At 67.5% G+C, this 1224-nt stretch carries 1 protein-coding gene; it reads right to left on the reverse strand.

Annotated elements, in window-relative coordinates; genetic code table 11:
- Positions 1-1060 precede the first annotated feature (1060 nt).
- Positions 1061-1224 (reverse strand): Lsr2 family DNA-binding protein (locus ICW40_RS21780; protein ID WP_221655689.1); only part of this gene is annotated, 164 nt, incomplete at its 5' end.

Consider the following 1224-nt stretch of genomic DNA (forward strand, 5'->3'; position numbering starts at 1 on the left):
CACCCAGTGTCAACCGACCTTGCAGCAGTCCCCTCGTCGTTGGCACAGTCGCCGCGGTGGCGACGATTGCAACGCTTACGGTTGCGACCGGAGGGACTGCGCTCGTCGCGATGACTGCAATCGCCACAACGGCTAACGTCGTGAGCACAGGCGCCGGCGCCGTGAGCGCAGCCCACGAGTGCAGCGATGGAGGCCCGGCATCCAACTGCGTCGTAAGTATTGGCCTCACCGCCCTTCCATTCGGAGTAGGACGCATCGCCGGGCGCTTCTTCCAAGGGGCCGCAACAACCGCCCGACACGTCGATGACGCTTCACGCGCCTCAGCTAGATCCGCGCTAGCAGGAACGGAATTAGGCCTATGGTCTATCGATATGGCCGCAGAACTCTGCGATTGGTGAATCACATATGACGCTGCCGCTCCTGGTTGGGATCTTTGCGACGGCTTGGGAACTCATTGCTGGCGGTGCGCTCCATAACATGGACAAGCGGGCCTACCGTCTCGTCTACCGGAAGACCTGGTATGTACCGCCGTGCCTTTTCGCCGTCGGAGGCGTGAGCGCTCTGATGTTCTCGGCCAACTGGCTGGCGATTCTGCTGGCGTCTGCGGCGGCTATCTGTGCGGTCTCGGCGCTCCTGCGCCCCCCCCCCCCCCCCCCCCCCCCCCCCTGGCCGCCGAGCGCGTGCACAGTTTGGGAAAATGGACCCACGGTGACCGCGTCGGCGACTCGCGAAGGCGCCAGCGTGTTGCCTTACTTCTGATGTCCCTCGCGATCCTTGTGGCGTGGCACGCTCTGCGCCCGACCGGATGAAGTCGGCTCCACGCAAGGTGTCGCTCACGCTCTATTGAATCGCGAGAGGGCAGCTTGGCTGGCCCGCGTGGCCCGCGTGGCCACACCAGACCGGTCCGCGGCCGGGCGCCCGCGGCAGCGGCCCGCGCGGGCGCGGGTCGTCGTCCTCGAGTCGAGTCGCGACGAGTCCGCGCGGTTGAGGCCGCGACCGTGGAAGCACTCCAGCGCACACCGATAAGGTGCGTTATGTCAACCTGGGTTGACGGCCTCTCCTAGCGAGCCTCGTACGCTGCCCGCACCTCGGCCGGGATGCGGCCGCGGTCGGGGATGGTATAGCCGTGCTCGCGGGCCCACTGCCGCACGGCCGCCGCGTCACTGGCGCGGCCGACGCCCGCGGTGGCCTGCCGGCGGTTGCTTCCGGTCTTCCGAGCAGCGC

It is taken from the genome of Actinotalea ferrariae (assembly GCF_019733465.1).
Lineage (GTDB): Bacteria > Actinomycetota > Actinomycetes > Actinomycetales > Cellulomonadaceae > Actinotalea > Actinotalea ferrariae_A.